At 71.0% G+C, this 15,952-nt stretch carries 18 protein-coding genes; 6 read left to right on the plus strand and 12 right to left on the minus strand.

What is annotated here, in order from left to right:
* Positions 1 to 112: 112 nt before the first annotated feature.
* The 4 genes from ACZ6TD_RS16760 to ACZ6TD_RS16775 all read right to left on the minus strand — a co-directional run bounded on the left by ACZ6TD_RS16760 (position 113) and on the right by ACZ6TD_RS16775 (position 4,264).
* Complete coding sequence (locus ACZ6TD_RS16760; RefSeq protein WP_471354797.1) at positions 113 to 1,468, minus strand: hydrogenase expression protein HypF; 1,356 nt, start codon at positions 1,466 to 1,468, stop codon at positions 113 to 115.
* Positions 1,446 to 1,976 (minus strand): DUF6114 domain-containing protein, encoded by a 531-nt coding sequence (locus ACZ6TD_RS16765; protein ID WP_471354799.1) that lies wholly within the window; start codon positions 1,974 to 1,976, stop codon positions 1,446 to 1,448. The genes ACZ6TD_RS16760 and ACZ6TD_RS16765 overlap by 23 nt, the downstream gene beginning before the upstream one ends.
* Positions 1,977 to 2,112: 136 nt before the next feature.
* Positions 2,113 to 2,730: a DUF6230 family protein gene (locus ACZ6TD_RS16770; RefSeq protein ID WP_471354801.1), complete on the minus strand. Its 618-nt coding sequence runs from the start codon at positions 2,728 to 2,730 to the stop codon at positions 2,113 to 2,115.
* A gap of 562 nt (positions 2,731 to 3,292) precedes the next feature.
* Entirely contained in the window at positions 3,293 to 4,264 is a 972-nt protein-coding gene (locus ACZ6TD_RS16775; protein ID WP_471354803.1) for a tetratricopeptide repeat protein, read from the minus strand.
* A 138-nt stretch (positions 4,265 to 4,402) separates the two neighbouring features.
* Between ACZ6TD_RS16775 and ACZ6TD_RS16780 the strand changes: the two genes are divergently transcribed.
* Complete coding sequence (locus ACZ6TD_RS16780; protein ID WP_471354805.1) at positions 4,403 to 5,080, plus strand: TetR/AcrR family transcriptional regulator; 678 nt, start codon at positions 4,403 to 4,405, stop codon at positions 5,078 to 5,080.
* Here ACZ6TD_RS16780 and ACZ6TD_RS16785 read toward each other — a convergent pair.
* The 4 genes from ACZ6TD_RS16785 to ACZ6TD_RS16800 form a co-directional block, all read right to left on the minus strand.
* On the minus strand, positions 5,056 to 6,792 hold the full coding sequence (locus ACZ6TD_RS16785; protein WP_471354806.1) for an acyl-CoA mutase large subunit family protein: 1,737 nt from the start codon (positions 6,790 to 6,792) through the stop codon (positions 5,056 to 5,058). The genes ACZ6TD_RS16780 and ACZ6TD_RS16785 overlap by 25 nt on opposite strands.
* A gap of 141 nt (positions 6,793 to 6,933) precedes the next feature.
* A complete protein-coding gene (locus tag ACZ6TD_RS16790) occupies positions 6,934 to 7,266 on the minus strand; it encodes a DUF3817 domain-containing protein (protein WP_037958485.1) in 333 nt (110 codons plus the stop codon).
* A gap of 75 nt (positions 7,267 to 7,341) precedes the next feature.
* The gene (locus tag ACZ6TD_RS16795) at positions 7,342 to 7,851 is read right to left on the minus strand and encodes a MarR family winged helix-turn-helix transcriptional regulator (RefSeq protein ID WP_471354809.1); all 510 of its coding nucleotides are present in this window, start codon (positions 7,849 to 7,851) and stop codon (positions 7,342 to 7,344) included.
* 98 nt (positions 7,852 to 7,949) lie between these two features.
* A complete protein-coding gene (locus ACZ6TD_RS16800; RefSeq protein ID WP_471354810.1) occupies positions 7,950 to 9,281 on the minus strand; it encodes an MFS transporter in 1,332 nt (443 codons plus the stop codon).
* 79 nt (positions 9,282 to 9,360) lie between these two features.
* Between ACZ6TD_RS16800 and ACZ6TD_RS16805 the strand changes: the two genes are divergently transcribed.
* Positions 9,361 to 10,383 carry an ArsR/SmtB family transcription factor gene (locus ACZ6TD_RS16805; RefSeq protein ID WP_471354812.1) on the plus strand — a complete coding sequence of 341 codons (1,023 nt, stop codon included), beginning with the start codon at positions 9,361 to 9,363 and terminating at the stop codon, positions 10,381 to 10,383.
* Here ACZ6TD_RS16805 and ACZ6TD_RS16810 read toward each other — a convergent pair.
* Both ACZ6TD_RS16810 and ACZ6TD_RS16815 read right to left on the minus strand, forming a co-directional pair.
* Positions 10,368 to 10,661 (minus strand): MTH1187 family thiamine-binding protein, encoded by a 294-nt coding sequence (locus ACZ6TD_RS16810; protein WP_037958476.1) that lies wholly within the window; start codon positions 10,659 to 10,661, stop codon positions 10,368 to 10,370. The two genes, ACZ6TD_RS16805 and ACZ6TD_RS16810, sit on opposite strands and share 16 nt — an antisense overlap.
* Positions 10,658 to 11,002: a DUF3817 domain-containing protein gene (locus tag ACZ6TD_RS16815; RefSeq protein ID WP_471354814.1), complete on the minus strand. Its 345-nt coding sequence runs from the start codon at positions 11,000 to 11,002 to the stop codon at positions 10,658 to 10,660. The genes ACZ6TD_RS16810 and ACZ6TD_RS16815 overlap by 4 nt, the downstream gene beginning before the upstream one ends.
* Positions 11,003 to 11,165: 163 nt before the next feature.
* Between ACZ6TD_RS16815 and ACZ6TD_RS16820 the strand changes: the two genes are divergently transcribed.
* The 4 genes from ACZ6TD_RS16820 to ACZ6TD_RS16835 all read left to right on the plus strand — a co-directional run bounded on the left by ACZ6TD_RS16820 (position 11,166) and on the right by ACZ6TD_RS16835 (position 13,702).
* A complete protein-coding gene (locus tag ACZ6TD_RS16820) occupies positions 11,166 to 11,804 on the plus strand; it encodes an AIM24 family protein (RefSeq protein WP_471354816.1) in 639 nt (212 codons plus the stop codon).
* On the plus strand, positions 11,804 to 12,454 hold the full coding sequence (locus ACZ6TD_RS16825; RefSeq protein ID WP_471354818.1) for an AIM24 family protein: 651 nt from the start codon (positions 11,804 to 11,806) through the stop codon (positions 12,452 to 12,454). Before ACZ6TD_RS16820 ends, ACZ6TD_RS16825 begins: the two co-directional genes overlap by 1 nt.
* On the plus strand, positions 12,451 to 13,131 hold the full coding sequence (locus ACZ6TD_RS16830) for an AIM24 family protein (protein ID WP_471354819.1): 681 nt from the start codon (positions 12,451 to 12,453) through the stop codon (positions 13,129 to 13,131). The genes ACZ6TD_RS16825 and ACZ6TD_RS16830 overlap by 4 nt, the downstream gene beginning before the upstream one ends.
* 94 nt (positions 13,132 to 13,225) lie before the next feature.
* A complete protein-coding gene (locus ACZ6TD_RS16835) occupies positions 13,226 to 13,702 on the plus strand; it encodes a MarR family winged helix-turn-helix transcriptional regulator (protein WP_471354821.1) in 477 nt (158 codons plus the stop codon).
* A 148-nt stretch (positions 13,703 to 13,850) separates the two neighbouring features.
* On the opposite strand, the gene ACZ6TD_RS16840 is transcribed toward ACZ6TD_RS16835, so the two are convergent.
* Both ACZ6TD_RS16840 and ACZ6TD_RS16845 read right to left on the minus strand, forming a co-directional pair.
* On the minus strand, positions 13,851 to 15,248 hold the full coding sequence (locus tag ACZ6TD_RS16840) for an ATP-binding protein (protein ID WP_471354823.1): 1,398 nt from the start codon (positions 15,246 to 15,248) through the stop codon (positions 13,851 to 13,853).
* Positions 15,241 to 15,897: a response regulator transcription factor gene (locus tag ACZ6TD_RS16845; protein ID WP_471354825.1), complete on the minus strand. Its 657-nt coding sequence runs from the start codon at positions 15,895 to 15,897 to the stop codon at positions 15,241 to 15,243. Before ACZ6TD_RS16845 ends, ACZ6TD_RS16840 begins: the two co-directional genes overlap by 8 nt.
* Between the last annotated feature and the right edge of the window lie 55 nt (positions 15,898 to 15,952).

Genomic DNA, 15,952 nt, shown 5'->3' on the forward strand with positions numbered 1-15,952 from the left:
CCCCGTAACGCGACCGTGGGCACCGCCTTCCGAGTGGAGGCGGTGCCCACGGGCGTTTCCCTCCTCACGGAGGGGTGTGCGGCTCCCGAACGGGTCGGTGGTGTCGCGGGGATCACTCCCCGGTCTTGAACAGATGCATACCCGGAACGGTCAGATCGCCACCGAACTGACCGGCCTGCGTGACCGTGACATCGGTGAAGAACACCTCGGGGATGTTCACCGGCGGCGGGCTCTTGGGGCTGAAGGTGATCGGGATGAGCCCCAGGAGGTTCCCCTTCAGCTCCTCGGTGTACATGGTCACCGTGCCGTTGCGAATGGTCGAGGTGGACCCCTCGCGCGCCTGCACATGCGTGGTGGTCCCGGCCGGGCCCACCACGAGCTGGTGGAGATCCTTGATGTCCACGCCCGAGGCGGTGAACTTCAGGACCTTCTTGATCTGGCCCCCCTGCGTCTTGACCTCCACGATGCCCTTGTAGTCCAGGCCGTGCAGGCTCAGCAGCGTGCTCTTGAGGGTCCAGGGGTCCTCGGGCAGCAGGCTCGAGGTCGGGTCGGTCTCGGCGTTCTCATAGGCGTCGGCGTCGAACTTCGGGCAGGGGAACGGCTCCTTGCCGTCCGCGCCCTTCGAGGCGGACGCGGAGGGCTTGGGAAGCGCCTTGTCCGCCTTGTCCTTGGCGTCGTCGACGGTCTTGCCCACCTCGTCCACGGTGTCCTTGACGCCCTTGTCCACCTTGTCCACCGTGTCCTTGACCGGATCGGTGGGCTTGTCGGAGGACTTCGACGGGGACGGCGACGAGCTGGGCTCGGCGCTGGAGGACGGGCTCGGCGAGGCGCTCGGCCCGGCCGACTCCTCCCCGCCCTTGTCGTCGGGCGTGAAGATGTCGTGGAGCGCGTCCCCCAGTCCCAGCGGGTCCAGGGGGTTCTTGGACTTGGAGGGGCTCGGCGAGGCCGAGGGCTCCTTCGACTCCCGCTCGTCCGCGGAGCCGGACGACGGAGTGGAGGAGGAGGGGGACGGAGACGGCGTGGGAGCGGCCTTGTCGTCCCCGGACCCGGTCCGGCCGCCCGAGGACTCCTCGGAGCCCTTGGAGCCGTCCCTAGAGCCCTTGTCGGACGAACCCTTGGGGTCCTCGGCGTCCTTGCCCTTGGAGTCCTTGTCCTGGCTCTGGGAGTCCGAGGCGTCCTTGCCGCCCTTGGCGTCCTTGTCCGCCTCGTCCGGCTGGGACACACACGGTCCGGGCTTGTAGCGGTCCTCGGGCCGGGGGTTGGCCGAGGCGAGCTGCGGAGTGAGCCCCATGCCCATCAGCACCGCCGTCGGCATGGCGGCCAGCGCTATGGCCTTGCCGGCGGGCACCTGAAGACGGGTGAGGACCGACTTCTTCGGTGCCGCGTGCCGCGGGCCGGTTCTGACCCGGCGTGGGCTCACTCCCTCCGGCTGCTCGGGTCGGTCTTCACCCCGCACGGTGCCTCCCATTCCTGGCTTCCTGGTCCGGCGCGGACCCGGCCCCGGCCGGCTCCGGCACGTCTCCACCGTTCCCGTCGTCCTCTGTCGCGTTTCCCGGCCCCTCGGCCGGCTGCGCGGAGGGAGTCTCCCCGGGTGCCCAGGCGATGCTCATGCCGCCGCCGAACAGCGCGAGCAGGAATCCCATCAGGAAGCCGCCGAAGTTCGAGACGGGGATCGACACCAGACCGAGCAGGATCGTGGCGACTCCGGCGAACACCCGCACCATGGGCTGGAACCACATGGTCAGGCCCAGGACCACCAACAGCACCCCGATGATCAGCGAGGCCGATCCGGCGGTGGTGGACATGTTGATGGTGAATCCACCCGCGTTGAGGTCGTTGTACGGGAAGTACATGATCGGTACGCCCGCCAGCAGGCTCAACAGCCCCGCCCAGAACGGGCGCTGCCAGCGCCATGCCCTGAAGGACCCCCGCCAGCGGCTGATACGGTCACTCGCCCCCGGCGACTCGGCACTCATTGAAAACAGCTCCCTGGGGCCGGCGATCGGTGTGATCGCGGTTGTTCTACAGCGGTACTAGCGTGGCGCATACACGCTGCGGGTCGATGCCCGGGTGAGGGGCAGCACCGCGGCCCCCCACCCTTGGCTCAGCTGATCAGAAGCACTCGTTCTTGCCCTTGCTGACCTTCATCGAAAGGCCGGAGAGCTTGAACGTGCCCGCGCTGGTCGCCCAGGCGGTCTGCTTCACACCGGTCAGCGTGGCGGAATCGGACTGCTGGCCGAACGAACCGGGGTCGGCCACGTCGCCCTTGTTGATGCCGGGACCCTTGTGGGCGTCACCCGCCGCGACACCGATGTCGATGCCACGGAACGTGGCGTCCGCGTTGAGCTGATCGAGATCGATGAAGAGGTTCTTGGCCTCAACCCGCTTGCTGCCGTTGCCGGCCGTCAGCTTCAGCGACACATCGCCGAAGACCGGAACCGGGATCACGACGGACTGGCACAGGCCCTTGAGCTTCGCGCTCTTGAACGCCGACACCGCGACGGGGATCTTCTTGCCCCCGTGCTGGGTGTCCAGCGCGCCGTACTGCGCGAACCCGGTGCCGTCGAGCCGGTCGACCGAGACCTTGAACTGCTGACCGGACACGTTGAACGAGGCCGCGAGCGCACCCTGGGACAGGGCGACGCCGATCGCGGCCGTGGCAGCAACGCTCGGCACCATGACAACGGCGAACCGCTTCCATCTGGTGCCGCCACGAGCCACGGACTCCATGACTTTCCTCCTTCTCGGACGTACATCTCCGGCCGGGGCGGGGCCCCGGACCTGGGATGGGAGAAGTGCTACGTCCTCGGGAAGGAGAGCGCCCACGTCTCACAGGCGCACACCGCACCCGAAACACCGGCGATCACCCCCGAGCGACAACCACTGGCCACGCAATCTCGCGCAACCTCCTGGACAGGCCCTGCTTTGTGGGCAGAGACCCCCCTGTCCACGGTCGGCGCCACTGCCGCCGACCTGCCCGGTGGGGACCCAACCACACCGACGCGCCGACCGGATGCCGAGCTGCGGGGGGATGGACCGAGCTTGGCCGATCGTGGTCCATTCCCGGCTTGGGCACAAGGGGTTCGTTACTAGCGAGTAACGGACGGATAACCGAACCGCGGCAGGACGGTCGAGATCGGGCACGCAGGGTTGCCGCACAGTGACCGGAAAGAGAGGGAGATTTACTCCAAGACCGGACAAAGCCGGGGCTTACGCTTACTGGCAGTAACAGCGACCGCGTTTACCAAGTTTTGGTAAAGAGCGGTCGCTGTGTTGTTTGAGGAGCCGGAGGTCAGAACAGCACCCGCGCCAACGCGCCGCGCGCCGCCACCACTCGGGGGTCCTCACCACCGATCACGTCGAACAGACTCAGGAGATGAACGCGGGCCGCGTCCCGGTCCTCCCCCGCCGTACGGCGCACCGCGTCCACCAACCGGCCGAAGGCGTCCTCCACATGACCGCCCACCAGGTCGAGGTCGGCCGCCGCGATCTGGGCCTTGACATCCGCCGGGCTCTCCGCGGCCGCCTTGCGCACCTGTGTGGCGTCCACTCCCTGAACACGCTCCAGCAACTGGGCCTGGGCCAGGCCCAGCTTGGCCTCGCTGTTGCCGGGGTCGTCGGCGAGCAGGTTCTGGTACGCCCGCACCGCACCGCCCAGGTCACCGGCGTCCAGCGCCTGGTGGGCCGCGGCGAGCGCGATGTCCTGCGGCGACTCGGGGGCGGCGGGGGCGGCCTCCTCGGCACCCTCGTCCCTGGCGCCGGGTTCAATCGGTGTACCCACGATGCCGAACTGCTGCTCCGCCGCCTGGATCAGCTGGTCCAGCACCTGGCGGATCTGTGCCTCGGGCGCGGCGCCCTGGAAGAGCGGCACCGGCTGGCCCGCGATCACCGCGAAGACCGCGGGGATGCCCTGGACGCCGAACTGCTGGAAGAGCATCTGGTTGGCGTCGACGTCGATCTTCGCGAGGACGAACCGCCCCGCGTACTCGGTGGCCAGCCGTTCCAGGACGGGACCGAGCTGCTTGCACGGCTCGCACCACTCGGCCCAGAAGTCGATGACGACCGGCACTTCGGTGGAGCGCTGCAGGACGTCCTGCTGAAAACCCGCCTCGTCGACAGGGAAGATCAGACGGCCGGGCGCGGGGGCGCCCCCGGTGCGGGCCGCGTCGGCCCGCGCCCGCTCCGCCTTCTGCTTCGCTTCTCCGGCCGCCTTCACCGCGGCGAGGTCGACCACTCCACTCATGGACATGTTCCGTGGCTGCATGGTCCCATCCTCCCCTCTTCGCGCGGTGAAGGGAAAAGCGCGTCGGCCGATGGACCGGCCGTGGCACACCCTTACGCTACGAGCCGTAGCGTAACTCACCCGGGACGATGCGCGGTACTGGCGGGTAGGGTGCCGCGCATGAGCCCGTCCGCACGCCGCACCGGGCGCCCACGCAGCGCCGAGGCCGACCGCGCGATCCTGGGCGCCACGCGTGCCGCCCTGGTGGAACTGGGCTGGGCGAAGCTGACCCTGGGCGATGTGGCGGCGCGCGCCGGAGTCGCCAAGACGACCCTCTACCGCCGCTGGGCGAGCAAGTGCGAGCTGGTGGTGGACGCGGTCGCGGCGGTCTTCGACGAACACCTGGAAGCGGGCGACCACGGCAGTCTGCACGCCGATGTGGAGGCCGCGGTGATCCGGCTGGGGGCGCTGCTGGAGCGCCCCGAGACGGGCACCGCGCTGATGGCCGTCCTCGCCGAGGCCATGCACGACGAGTCGCTGCGGTGCCGGGTACGCTCGGCGATCGTGGACCGGCAGAAGCGGCTGGTGACGATCGGCCGGGAGCGCGCCCGGCTCCGTGGTGAGCTGCCGCGCGAGGAGGACCCGGAGGCGTCGGCCCGCAACGCGGACCTGATCTTCGACGCGGTCGCCGGGACGGTGCTCCACCGGCTGATGGTCAGCGCGGAGCCGGTGGACCCGAGCTGGGCGCGGGACTTCACGGATCTGCTGCTGTACGGGATGACCGGGGCGGACTCCCAGGACGCGGCGGCCACCGGACCCGCCCCGGACGGGGCTCAGAAGCCGGCCGGCTCCGTGTAGACGCCCCACTCGTCGCGGAGGGCGTCGCAGATCTCGCCGAGCGTCGCCTCGGCGCGCACCGCGGCCAGCATCGGCTCAATCATGTTGGAGCCCTCGCGGGCGGCGGCGATCATCGCCTCGAGCCCCTTGGCGATCTCGGCCTCGTCCCGCCCGGCCTTACGCTCGCCCAGCACCCGCACCTGCTCGCGCTCGACCTCGTGGCCGACCCGCAGGATCTCCAGATCGCCGGTGACCGAGCCCTCGTGGCAGTTGACGCCGACGACCTTCTTGTCCCCCTTCTCCAGGGCCCGCTGGTAGCGGAAGGCGGATTCGGCGATCTCGCCGGTGAACCAGCCGTCCTCGATGCCCTGGAGGATGCCCGCGGTGATCGGCCACCGCGGCTCCTGCCCGTCCGGCACCGTGCGGCGGCCGCGCTCCTTGATCTGCTCGAAGATCTTCTCGGCGTCGGCCTCGATCCGGTCGGTCAGCGCCTCGACGTACCAGGAACCGCCCAGCGGGTCGGCCACATTGGCCACCCCGGTCTCCTCCATCAGCACCTGCTGGGTGCGCAGGGCGATCTCGGCCGCCTGCTCGCTGGGCAGGGCGAGGGTCTCGTCCAGGGCGTTGGTGTGCAGCGAGTTGGTGCCGCCGAGGACCGCGGCGAGGGCCTCCACGGCGGTCCGCACCACGTTGTTGTACGGCTGCTGGGCGGTGAGCGAGACGCCGGCGGTCTGGGTGTGGAACCGCAGCCACTGCGCCTTCTCGGTGGTCGCCCCGTAGACATCGCGCATCCAGCGGGCCCAGATCCGGCGGGCGGCGCGGAACTTGGCGATCTCCTCGAAGAAGTCGACGTGCGCGTCGAAGAAGAAGGACAGCCCGGGCGCGAAGGTGTCGACGTCCAGGCCCCGGGAGAGGCCGAGCTCCACATAGCCGAAGCCGTCCGCGAGGGTGTACGCGAGCTCCTGCGCGGCCGTCGCCCCGGCCTCGCGGATGTGGTAGCCGGAGACGGACAGCGGCTTGTACGCGGGGATGCCCTCGGAGCAGTACTCCATCAGGTCGCCGATCAGCTTCAGGTGCGGCTCCGGCGGGAAGAGCCACTCCTTCTGCGCGATGTACTCCTTGAAGATGTCCGTCTGGAGCGTGCCGTTCAGCCGGGAGATGTCCACGCCCTGGCGCTCGGCGGCGACCAGGTACATACAGAAGACGGGGACGGCCGGACCGCTGATGGTCATCGAGGTGGTGACATCGCCGAGCGGGATGTCCTTGAAGAGGATCTCCATGTCGGCGGCGGAGTCGATGGCCACACCGCAGTGGCCGACCTCGCCGAGCGAACGCGGGTCGTCGGAGTCGCGGCCCATCAGGGTGGGCATGTCGAAGGCGACCGAGAGCCCGCCGCCGCCCGCCTTCAGGATCATCTTGTAGCGCTCATTGGTCTGCTCGGCATTGCCGAACCCGGCGAACTGGCGGATGGTCCAGGACCGGCCCCGGTACCCGGTGGCGTAGAGGCCCCGGGTGAACGGGAACTCCCCGGGCCAGCCGATCCGCTCGAACCCCTCCACGGAGTCGCCCGGGGCCGGTCCGTAGACCGGCTCGACGGCGTCCCCCGACAGCGTGGTGCGCGTCCAATCCCTTGGGGGCTTCGCCCCCGAACCCCCGGCCGCGGCACCCTTGCGTGCCGCGTCGTACCGGGCCTGCCAGCGTCGGCGGCCCGCTTCAATGCCTTCGGCGTCCATGCCTCAAAAGTACTTGGACGTCCTACTAATTGTCGACGGAAGACTCGCCGCACTCGGCCGATCGGGTGGCCCCTGCCGCTGCGTCCGCGCGCCTCGTCCGGGCTCGGACGGGACGCGCGGAGTGCCTCGAAACCCCGCGGGTCAGACCTGGGCGGGAGCCGGTTCGGCGCCGCTGACCAGCGGCTCCACCTCGCGGGTGACCTTGCGCTCGACGAAGAACGCGGCCGTCGGGATGGTGCCCGCCACCAGGACCCACAACAGCTTGCCGAACGGCCACTTGGCCTTGGAGCCGAGGTCGAAGGCGAAGACCAGGTAGACGATGTAGAGCACGCCGTGGATCTGGGAGACCACGAGCGTGAGGTCCTCGCCCGTGTCGAAGCCGTACTTGAACACCATGCAGGTGCAGAGCACGAGCAGCATCACTGCGGTGATGTAGGCCATGACCCGGTAGCGGGTCAGCACGCTGCGTTTCATGCCCTGAGCGTAACCGCCCGTTCCGGGGCGATCTTCGCCGCCCCCGGCCTTCGGCGGCCGCCCCCGCAGCCCTGCTCAGTCGTCCTCGAAGTCCTCCGCCGCGACCCTCAGCGGGCGCAGCATCTCGAAGATCCTGCCGCAGTCCTCGGCGTCGTAGACCCCGAGCCCGAACTCCATCGCCATCAGATCGCGGGTAGCCGACTCGACCACCTCACGGCCCCGGTCGGTGATCGACGCCAGGGTGCCGCGGCCGTCGTTGGGGTTCGGCCGCTTGTCGACCAGACCCGATGTGACCAGGCGGTCCACCGTATTGGTGACCGACGTCGGGTGGACCATCAGCCGCTCGCCGATCTTGGACATGGGCAGCTCACCGGCCTTGGAGAAGGTGAGCAGCACCAGCGCCTCATAGCGGGCGAAGGTCAGTCCGTAGGGTCTGACGACCGCGTCGACCTGGCTGAGCAGGATCTGGTGGGCCCGCATGATCGAGGTGATCGCGGCCATCGAGGGCACGGACCCCCACCGCTGCTTCCAGAGCTCATCGGCGCGGGCGATGGGGTCGAACGACAGGCTGAGCGGCTTCGGCACACCACCGACCCTACCGGCCGGTCATATCGCGGTCAGCCCTATCTCACACTTCGGGCCGGACGGGCCCTTGAGGGGTCCGGGCACAGTGCGAGGACCCCTCAGACGGTACGCCGCACCTCCAGCGCCACCAGCAGCGAGCAGAGCGCCCCGCAGCCGCCCGCGGCCGCGGCCACCACATGGACCGGTACGAACTCGGCGACCGCGCCCGAGACCGCCATGCCGAGACCCTGCGCGGTCATCAGCCCGGCCGTCATCACCGTCATCGCCCGGCCGCGCAGCTCATCGGGGACGGCGGCGAAGAACCACTGGTCGAGGCCGAGGCTGTAGGCGATACCGCAGCCGGTCAGCACCTGGAGGGCCAGCGCCCAGCCGAAGGACGGATGGGCGGCGTACCCCAGGGCGGGCAGCATCGCCGCGACGCCGACCGGCAGCGTCAGCCGGGCCCGGGCGCGCGGGCCGAGCAGCGAGCCCACCAGCGCCTCGCTGGCGACCGCGCCCACCGGCATCCCGCACATCAGCAGCCCGAGACCCGCCGAGCCGAGGCCCAGCCCATCGGAGTACGGCGTCAGCAGGACCTCGGGCATCACCACGAACATCGGCGGCACCCACGACAACAGCATCAGCGCCCGGACCCGGCGGTCCGCGAACAGCCGCCGGATCCCGCTCAGCGAGTCCCCGAGCAGGGGGCACCTCCCAGCGGTAGCTGGGGGAGCCCCGCCCCCGGTCGGCTCCCGCGCCGGGCGGCGGCGGGTGCCGAAGCGGAGCACCAGCGCCGAGCCGACGAGCGCGGCCGCGGTGAGCGCCAGCGCGGCCCGCGGCGAGACGGCGGCCAGCAGCAGCCCGCCGACGCCGAACCCGGCGAGCTGCGCGGTCTGGGCGGTGATCCGGAGGACCGAGCGGCCCAGCACGAAGGCGTCGCCCTCGCCGAGGATGTCGCCGAGCGTCGCCGACCGGGTGCCGCTGAACACCGGGGAGATCGCGGCGGGCACACAGCGCAGCGCGAGCAGCGCGGCCACCGGCATCCCCGGCACCACCATGGCGGCCACGCACGCGGCGTGCACCAGATCGCAGACCACCAGCACCCGCCGGGCCGGGAAGCGGTCGGCGACGGAGGACAGCAGGGCGCCGCCGATCACGTACGGCAGCATCGAGGTGGCGAACGTCAGGGCGCTCAGCAGCGGCGATCCGGTGAGCCGGAAGACCAGCACGGACAGCGCGATCTGGCCGACCACCTCGCCGAGCATGGAGACCAGGTGCGCGGCGAAGACGGCCCGGAACTCACCGACCGCGAACACCGCGCGGTAGCCAACGCTCCCCGGGCTCCGCGGCGGCCCCTCGTCGGCACCGGGCGCGAGCTCGGGTCGGGAGGCGGGCGCGTCGGGGCGCGACTCGAGGGGGCCCGTGGTGCCGGGCCCGGAGGGCGTTGACATGCCGGAAGCGTGCCCGTGCGGGCGGGGCGGGCTCTAGTGTTTCGGACTGAGCCGAATCTTCGCGCCCGGGGGTGACGCCATGCCACTGCACATGCAGTTCGGTGCCGACGATCTGCTGCGCTGCCGGTTCGCCATCTCGCCGCTGTGCCAGACCCATGAGGCGGTGCGCACCCTGCGCCGGACCGAGCGGCACGGCTATCACCTGCCGTGGCTGCGGCGGGTGCGGGAGGCGCTGGCCGGGCTCGATCTGTCGGAGCTGTGGCTGCTGATGCCGGGGCGCGGCTACACCCCCGACTTCCTGGGCCCGCCGCCGGAGGCGCCGTACGCGCCGTTCGAGGACGAGCTGGCGCGGCTGCGGGCCACGGACCCCGCCGTCGCCCGCCGTGAGCTGGCCCTGTCCCTGGAATGCACCCCGGGGGCCGCCGACTCCGCGCGGGGCCGGGCGATGCTGGACGATCCGGCGCGGGCCGTCCAGCGGCTGGCGGAGGTGACCGAACGGGCCTGGCGGGCCCTGGTGGCACCGGACTGGCCCCGGCTGCGGGCGTTACTGGAGGCCGATATCGCCTATCGCTCACGGCAGCTCGCCGAGGGCGGCCTGGAGCGGCTGTTCGCGGATCTGCGCCCGGCGCTGCGCTGGACCGACTCCACGCTCACCATCCGCAACTCCGTGGTGCCCGCCCAGACGCAGGACCTCGACGGGCGGGGGGTGCTGCTGATGCCCAGCGTCTTCGTCTGGCCGGATGTGATCAGCGGCTTCGCCCCGCCCTGGCAGCCCACGGTGATCTATCCCGCGCGCGGGGTCGGCGGGCTGTGGCGGGAGCCGGACGCGGTCGCGGCGGACGCGCTCGTACGGCTCCTGGGGGCCAGCCGCGCCGCGATCCTCTCCGGTCTGGAGGAGCCCGCGTCCACCACGGCCCTGGCCGCCCGGCACCGTCTGGCGCCCTCGTCGGTCTCGGCCCATCTGGCGGTGCTGCGCGCCGCCGGGCTGCTCAGCTCGCGCCGCCAGGGCCATCAGGTGCTGTACGAGCGCACCCCGCTGGGCATGGCCCTGGTGGGCGGGGGTGACCCCCGCCCGCACCGGGGTGCTCAGTCGGAGAGGTGACGCTCGACCGTCTCGACCTTGGAGGTCAGACCGTCCGTGACACCCGGGCGGATATCGGCCTTGAGGACCACCGAGACCCGGGGCGCCCGCGCCTCCACCACCGCGACGGCGCGCCTGACGACGTCCATGACCTCGTCCCACTCGCCCTCGATGGAGGTGAACATCGCGTCCGTACGGTTCGGCAGCCCCGACTCCCGGACCACCCGCACCGCGTCGGCCACGTACTCCCCCACGTCCTCGCCGACGCCCAGCGGTGTCACCGAAAAGGCGACGATCATGCGTTGACCACACCCTCCTTACGGGCGCGGGCCGCGATCACCCCGGCCTCGGCCTCCCGCTTGAGCTTGCGCTCGGCGAAGAAGCCGCCGGTGGGCAGCACGGAGAGGACGAAGTACAGGGCCGCGGTCTGCCACCTCCACTTGGCGCGGTTCCAGGCGTCCGCCCAGAAGACCACGTAGAGGATGAAGAGCACGCCGTGCACCATGCCCATCACCGGCACCGCGTTGAAGTCCGAGGTGCGCTTGAGCACCGAGCAGATGAGCAGCAGCAGGAACGACACGGCCTCGGGCGCGGAGACCAGGCGGAGCCGGCGCAGCGCGGTGGCGGTCTTGAAGTCCACGAGAGCACCTTCGTGTGAAGAGAGAGACACGGACCAGCTTGTGAAGCAATGCACAAGCTTTCGCCCATTGTCGCAGCCGCGCGGGCGATCAGTGTCCGGGGGGCACCTCATGCCCCCGGCGCTCCCTGTCCGCCGGCGTCGCCGGACCGCTACCGTCGGCTCCGTGGCTCAGTTTCGGCTCCAGGGAAGCAGGGTGCTCGCGGTCGACCTGACCGGCGACTCCGTGAAGGCCAAGAACGGCGCGATGGTCGCCTACGAGGGGGAGATGACCTTCAAGAAGAGGACGGGTGGCGGGGAGGGGCTGCGCGGGATGGTGACCCGGCGGCTCACCGGTGAGCAGATGGCGGTCATGGAGGTGAAGGGGCACGGCACGTGCTACTTCGCCGACCGGGCGAGCGAGATCAACCTGGTGTCGCTGAACGGCGAGAAGCTGTATGTGGAGTCCAGCAATCTGCTGTGCACGGACGCCGCGCTGCGCACCGGCACCTCCTTCACCGGGCTGCGCGGCTCCTCGCAGGGCAACGGGCTGTTCACCACGACCGTCGAGGGCACCGGCCAGGCCGCGCTCGTCTCCGCCGGCACGGCGGTCGTGCTGCGCGTCACCCCGCAGACGCCGCTCCAGGTCGACCCGGGCGCGTACCTCGCCCACACCGGCGGTCTCAAGCAGCACTTCCAGGCCGGGGTGAACTTCCGCGCGCTGATAGGCGAGAGCGGCGGGGAGTCCTTCCAGATCCGCTTCGAGGGGGATGGGCTGGTCTACGTGCAGCCGAGTGAGCGCAACACGATCGGGGGTGAGATGTGATGCCGTTCACCGTACTCACCTCACGGATGGTCGAGGCCCAGGTGATGCCCGGACAGACCCTGTTCAGCCAGCGCGGCGCGATGCTCGCCTACCGCGGGGACGTGCGGTTCACCCCCAGCATCACCGGCGGCCAGGGCGGAGTGCGGGGGATGATCGGGCGGCGGGTCGCCAATGAGGCCACCCCGCTGATGACCGTCGAGGGCCAGGGCACGGTGATGTTCGGGCACGGCGGCCACCACGTCCATGTGATCGACCTGGTCGGCGACACCCTCTGCGTGGAGTCGGACCGGCTGCTGGCCTTCGACGGCTCGCTGCGCCAGGGCACGATGTTCCTGGGCTCCCAGGGCGGGGTGATGGGCATGGTGCGCGGCCAGGTCACCGGCCAGGGGCTGTTCACCACCACCCTGGAGGGGCACGGCTCCGCGGCGGTCATGGCGCACGGCGGGGTGCTGGAGCTGCCGATCGGCCCGGGACGTCCGGTGCATGTCGATCCGCAAGCCTATGTCGCCCACCGGGGTGATGTTCGCAATAAGCTCTCGACGGCGATCGGCTGGCGCGAAATGGTGGGCCGCGGCTCGGGGGAGGCGTTCCAACTGGAACTGTCCGGCACCGGCACGGTCTACGTCCAGGCATCGGAGGAGAAGCTGTGAACGGCCCCGTCATCCATGACGCCTGGACGCTGCCCGTCGACGACAACATCAATCCGTACGCCTTCAGCGTGGAACTGAACGGCCAGTGGTTCCTGCAGAAGGGGAAGATGGTCGCCTACTACGGGCAGATCGACTTCCAGGGCGTCGGGCTCGGCCACCTCGACCACCTCATCGCGCACAGCTTCCACTCCCCGCTGCACGCGGCGGACTGGGTGGTGGCCGAGGGGCGGGGCAAGATGGTGCTCGCGGACCGCGCCTTCGACGTCAACTCCTACGACCTGGACGACGGCAACCTCTCCATCCGGTCCGGCAATCTGCTCGCCTTCCAGCCCTCGCTGTCCCTGAAGCAGTCCATCGTCCCGGGCTTCCTCACCCTCATCGGCACCGGGAAGTTCGTGGCCGCCTCCAACGGGCCCGTGGTCTTCATGGAGCCGCCGATCCGGGTGGACCCGCAGGCGCTGGTGGGCTGGGCGGACTGCCCGACGCCGTGCCACCACTACGACCACGAATATCTGCGCGGCTTCCTCGGGGCCATCAGGTCGCGTACGGGCATCGGGGGCGCCTCGGGCGAGGAGCACCAATTCGAGTTCGTGGGCGCGGGGACCGTACTGCTGCAGTCCACGGAGGAGGTCGTCGCCGAGATATCGGTCGGCGAGACGGGGGGTACCGGTTCGTGAGCACGAAGGTGCGGAGTGTAACGTCGAACAGGTGACCTCTAGCCCGATACATCCATTGGTTCGGAATTCAACTTCTATAGGTAGAATACATCCCATGGAGACCGAGAACGGCACGCGCTGGCTCAGCGACGAGGAACAGCGCGCCTGGCGCACCCACCTGGACGTCAGCCGGCTGCTGACCTACCAGCTCGAAAAGGACCTCCAGCCGTTCGGCCTGACCATGAACGACTACGAGATCCTGGTCAACCTCTCGGAGTCGGAGGACCACCGGATGCGGATGAGCGATCTCGCGTCCGCGACCCTGCAGTCCAAGAGCCGGCTGTCCCATCAGATCACCCGGATGGAGAACGCCGGCATGGTCCGCCGCGAGAACTGCGAATCGGACCGGCGGGGGCTGTACGCCGTGCTGACCGAGCACGGCTGGGACACCATGCGCAAGGTCGCCCCCCATCATGTGGCGTCCGTGCGCAGGCACTTCATCGATCTGCTCGCGCCGGAGGACCTCAAGGCGCTGTACGGATCGCTGGTGCCCGTAGCGGAGCATCTGCGCACCCAGCGGGGCCGGGTCTGAGGAGTAGCCGGGTCCGAGGAGTGTCCGACGGGTCTTGACGCCTGCGGCGGGCCGCTCCCCGCCCCGCCCCTTCCCGGAACCGGGGCTCCGCCCCAGACCCCGGGTCCAGGGGCGAAGCCCCAGGCGGGCACCCCGTAGGCCGGGCCCCCTAGGTCGGCAGCCGCAGCTCGAACAGGGCGCCGCCCTCGGGTGCCGCCCGGACGGCCAGCGTGCCGCCGTGGCGCACCGCCACGTCCCGCGCGATGGCGAGGCCGAGCCCGGCCCCGCCATCGTCGCGGCTGCGGGCGTCGTCGAGCCGTACGAACCGCTCGAAGATCCGCTCCCGGTCGGCCTCGGGCACGCCCGCGCCGTCGTCCGCGACCTCGAGCACGGCCCACCGGCCCTCCTCGCGCACCGCCACCCGCACCCCGCTCCGGGCGTGCCGTTGCGCGTTGTCGACCAGATTGCCCAGCACCTGGGCCAGCTGCCCGCGCGAGCCCGGCACCGCGACCGGCGCCGCCTCGTCCCGCACCGGCACCCGGTCCCCCACCCGCTGGGCCAGCTCCTCGCGCACCAGGGCGTCCAGCGCCACCGGCGTCCCGCCGGTGGGCCGCTCCCCCGCGTCCAGCCGGGCCAGCAGCAGCAGATCGGCCGCGAGCCGCTGGAGCCGCACCACGTCCGCCACCGCGCCGTCCAGGTCCAGCAGCTCCGGATGGGCGGCGCCCACCTCCAACTGGGTGCGGAGCGAGGCCACCGGGGAGCGCAGCTCATGGGAGGCGTCGGCCACGAAGGCCCGCTGCCGCTCCACGGACGCCTCCAGCGCCGTGAGCGTCTCGTTGGTGGTCCGGGCCAGCCGCGCCACCTCGTCGTGCGAGCCCGACTCGGGCACCCGCCGGGACAGGTCCGTGCTCGCCGTGATGGCGGCCATCTCGCGCCGGATGCCCTCCACGGGCCGCAGCGCGCGCCGGGTCACCAGCCAGGTCACGGCGGCCACGACCACCAGCAGCAGCGGCAGCCCGAGCAGCATCGCCTCCCGCACCGTGGTGACCGCGCCGCGCTCGGTGGCCAGCGGGGCGCCCGCGTAGACGGTGACGTCCTCGCCGGAGGTGTCGGTGGCCTCCACGGCCGCCCAGACGTAGTCGGCGGTCTCCCCGTCGACACGGGCGGAGCCGTCGCTGTACTCCTCCCCGGAGGAGACCTTTCCGGCGCCGCTGTCGTCATCGTCCCGGTCGTCGTCCGTGACGCCCGCCGCCACGGGCCTCACGGACGCGCTCCCGGTGCCCGTCACGGCCTCCAGATCCTCGCTGACCGCCCGCACCCGGCCGTCCTCGTCCACGACCTGCACCGGGACGCTCTCGTCCAGCTCCAGCGCCCCGTAGCCCGCCCCGGCCGCTATCTTCGACGCCACCTGCCGCGCGTCCACCTGGGCCTTCAGCCGCGCCTGGTCCCCCAGATCGGCGCCCAGCACCTGGAGCACCGCGATCCCCGCCGCCACCAGGGCCACCGCCACCACCAGCGTCGCCCCGAGCGCGGCCCGCGCCCGTACCGAACCGAACACCCTACGCACGGAGCCGGTACCCCGCTCCCCGTACGGTCTCGATGAGCTCCGCGCCCAACTTGCGGCGCAGGGCGCTCACGTACACCTCGACGATGTTGGGGTCGCCGTCGTAGGCGAAGTCCCACACATGCTCCAGGATGTCGGGCTTGGAGACGACGTCACCCGCCCGCGTCGCCAACTGCTCCAGCACGGAGAACTCCTTGGCGGTCAGCGGCACCTCCCGGCCGTCCCGCTCCACCCGGCGGGCGCCCCGGTCCACCGTGAGCGGCCCCACCCGCACCACGGGCGAGGCCCCGGGGCCGCGCCGCCGCAGCAGCGCCCGTACCCGCGCCACCAGCACCACATACGAGAACGGCTTGGTCAGGTAGTCGTCGGCCCCGGTGTCGAGCCCCTCCGCCTCGTCGTACTCGCCGTCCTTGGCGGTGAGCATCAGGATCGGCACCTCGTTCCCGGCCGCCCGGAGCGCCCCGCACACCCGGTAGCCGTTCAGCCCCGGCAGCATGATGTCGAGGACGACGAGGTCGTAGACCCCCTCCCGCGCACGGTGCAGCCCCTCCTGGCCGTCGTGCGCCACATCGACGGCGAACCCCTCCGCCCGCAGCCCCTTGGCCAGCGACAGGGCCAGCCGCCGCTCGTCCTCCACGATCAGCAAACGCATGCGACCAGCGTCGCAGAGCGAACCTGAAGATCTCTTCAGGCGGCTTCAGGTGGGC

Source organism: Streptomyces yongxingensis, from assembly GCF_055597465.1.